The sequence below is a fragment of the Kitasatospora sp. NPDC093558 genome, assembly GCF_040683475.1.
Taxonomy (GTDB): domain Bacteria; phylum Actinomycetota; class Actinomycetes; order Streptomycetales; family Streptomycetaceae; genus Kitasatospora.
This window is the reverse complement of sequence record NZ_JBFBDY010000769.1, coordinates 1-2,674: the sequence shown is the minus strand read 5'-3', so window position 1 is coordinate 2,674 and position 2,674 is coordinate 1. Positions and strand designations below refer to the sequence as shown.

The 2,674-nt window shown below is 68.6% G+C and carries 3 protein-coding genes; 2 read left to right on the top strand and 1 reads right to left on the bottom strand.

The window, feature by feature from the left end; translation table 11 throughout:
• Positions 1-32: 32 nt before the first annotated feature.
• Both serS and AB0O00_RS34950 read left to right on the top strand, forming a co-directional pair.
• Positions 33-1,124, top strand: a complete 1,092-nt coding sequence (gene serS / locus AB0O00_RS34955; protein ID WP_363658725.1) for a serine--tRNA ligase — start codon at positions 33-35, stop codon at positions 1,122-1,124.
• A 78-nt stretch (positions 1,125-1,202) separates the two neighbouring features.
• A complete protein-coding gene (locus AB0O00_RS34950; protein ID WP_363658723.1) occupies positions 1,203-1,739 on the top strand; it encodes an HD domain-containing protein in 537 nt (178 codons plus the stop codon).
• Here AB0O00_RS34950 and AB0O00_RS34945 read toward each other — a convergent pair.
• On the bottom strand, positions 1,727-2,200 hold the full coding sequence (locus AB0O00_RS34945; RefSeq protein ID WP_363658721.1) for an NUDIX domain-containing protein: 474 nt from the start codon (positions 2,198-2,200) through the stop codon (positions 1,727-1,729). The two genes, AB0O00_RS34950 and AB0O00_RS34945, sit on opposite strands and share 13 nt — an antisense overlap.
• Positions 2,201-2,674 lie beyond the last annotated feature (474 nt).

The window sequence follows — 2,674 nt, the reverse complement described above, 5'->3', positions numbered from 1 at the left end:
CTGATCATCAACAGCGAGGTCCACGTGATCGACTGGGGTTCCAGCCGCCTGGGGGCGGGCTGGTTGGTGGCCGCGTTCATGGTGCCGCACTTCATCGTGGCCGGGCACTACCCCCACGGCGCGGAGGCACTCGTTCAGACCTGCTGCCCAATCTGCCCGACGAGGACGTGCCGACTGGCGGCAAGGAGCAGAACCAGGTCGTTCGCGAGCACGGCACTCGTCCGGACTTCGACTTCGAGCCGCACAACCACGTCGATCTGGCCGGCCGGCTCGGGCTGATCGACTACGAGCGCGGCGTCAAGCTCGGTGGCACCGGCAACTGGGTCTACCGCGGCAACGGGGCGCTCCTCGAATGGGCGCTGCTCAAGTTCTTCATCGAGACCCACGTCCAGGACGGCTACGAGCTGATCCTGCCGCCCCACCTGCTGACCTATCAGGCCGGCTACACCGCAGGCCAGTTCCCCAAGTTCGCCGAGGACGTCTTCGCGCTCGAACAGGGTCCGGCCGGGCCGCAGCGGTTCCTGCTGCCGACCTCGGAGACCGCCCTGGTCAACCTCCACCGCGACGAGGTCCTGGCGGAGGACGAACTGCCGCGCAAGTACGTCGCCTACTCGCCCTGCTACCGGCGCGAGGCCGGCAGCTATCGCGCCGCCGACCGTGGAACCCTTCGCGGGCACCAGTTCAACAAGGTCGAGATGTTCCAGTTCGCGCACCCCGACGCCTCCGATGCCGCCCATGAGGAACTCCTGGCCAAAGCAGCCAACTTGGTCGAGGCACTCGGCCTGCACCACCGGATCACCCGGCTGGCCGCCGAGGACACCAGCGCCTCGATGGCCAAGACCTTCGACGTCGAGGTCTGGCTGCCCAGCATCGACGGCTACGTCGAGGTGAGCTCGGTGTCGAACGCCCGGGACTACCAGGCCCGCCGCGGCAACATCGGCTTCCGCCCCGCGGCAGGAAAGGCCGCCTACGTGCACACCCTCAATGGCTCTGGGCTGGCCACCAGCCGCCTGGTGCCGGCCCTACTGGAACAGCACCAGCAGCCGGACGGCACCGTCGCGGTGCCAGCGGTGCTGCAGCGCTGGCTCGGCTGCAAGTCCTTGACCCCAGCAGCACCCAGGTAGTCGTACCGGCGGCAGGCCCGGAACAGCACAACCGGGCCTGCCGCAGGAGAGGCCACTGCATGGGAGTGGGCGCGGCGGATCGCCGAGCAGGAGCTGGCGGACACCCTGCCGAGGCGGTGGTCGCACTCCCAAGGGGTTGCACGTCAAGCCGAGCAACTGACCGCGATCGCCGGGCCGGATGATGGCCTGCTGGCCGCCGCCGCAGTGCTCCACGATGTCGGCTACGCACCTCGTCTGGTCCTGACCGGCTTCCATCCCCTTGACGGTGCAAGGTTCCTGCGGGACGAGCACGGCGCAGATGCGCGGCTTGTGCGGCTGGTGGCCAACCACTCGCTTGCCCTGCTGGAAGCTGAGGAACGTGGGCTGCGCGAGACCCTGGAGCACGAGTTCCCGATGCTCGCTGACCAGCTGCTGATCGACGCCCTGATCCTCTGCGACATGACCACCACCTCCGATGGAACGCCGACCAGCGCTCGGGACCGGGTCGCGGAGATCCTCGCCCGGTATGGAGCCGGCACGCTGGTGGGACGGTTCGTCCAGCGCGCACAGCCGGAGATCGAGGCGGCGGTAGCCCGCACCGAACACCGGCTCGCCGCCCTGAGTCAGCCGAGGTAGGGGTACCGACCGCTGAGGTAGTGGCCGATCTGCTGGCGCATGCTCGGGTGGATGTCGTACTCGTCCAGGTCGCCCGGCCGCACCCAGCGCACACCGTCGGCCTCGTCGTTGACCGTCGGGGTACCACCGACCGGGCGGCCGATGTACGCCACTTCGAACTGCTGGCGAGCCTCACCGTTGCTGCTGTAGACGACGATGTGCTCCGGGTTGGAGTAGACCCCGAGGAGACCGGTGATCTCCGCCTTGATCCCGGTCTCCTCCTCGCACTCGCGTACTGCGCAGTCGGCGGCGGACTCGCCGATGTCCTGCTTCCCACCGGGCAGTGCCCACTGCCCGGTGTCGCGCCGGCGTTGCAGCAGGATCTCGCCGGCCTCGTTCTGTACGAGCAGGTTGCTCGCAGGGACCAGCGAGTTCGCGGCCGGTGCGTCCGGATCGCCGTAGTACTCAGTCCTGCCGGCCATGAGACTGGCTCCCCTGCGCGTCGTCGGTCCACGGCGGGCGGAGTCCCAGACCGCGTCGAAGCTCGAAGCGTAGCTGTCGAACCGACCCAGCACGCCGTCCTTTTGAAGGTGCAGCAGAGGGTTCGCGGATGCAGGTCGGCCCCAGATGTGCGGGTTGACCGGCAGGTCGCCGTCGTAGCGGAACAGTGAGTTGTACAACGTGGTGTCGTGAAGGCGGATTTCGCAGCTGGACGTGCCGAGCGGCGGCCGGTAGTAGGTCAGCGAGGCGCCGATCTTTGCTGCGAGGGCGCCGCCGATTCCCTCCTCTCGCCCGCGGACCGCCACCGCGCGACCCTGAGGGTCACCAAAGCACAGCCGAACCTTCACCCCGGCCGCCGCGCGCTGCGCGAGCATCGTGGCGATGCGCGGGTTCGACCGGGCGAAGAACGTCCCCCGAGAACACCATCACGTCGATGCCTCGCTACGGCAGAGGGC

Excerpts from the sequence above, each read along its gene's own strand:
- AB0O00_RS34945 (WP_363658721.1), bottom strand. The coding sequence starts at position 2,200 with ATGGCCGGCAGGACTGAGTACTACGGCGATCCGGACGCACCGGCCGCG.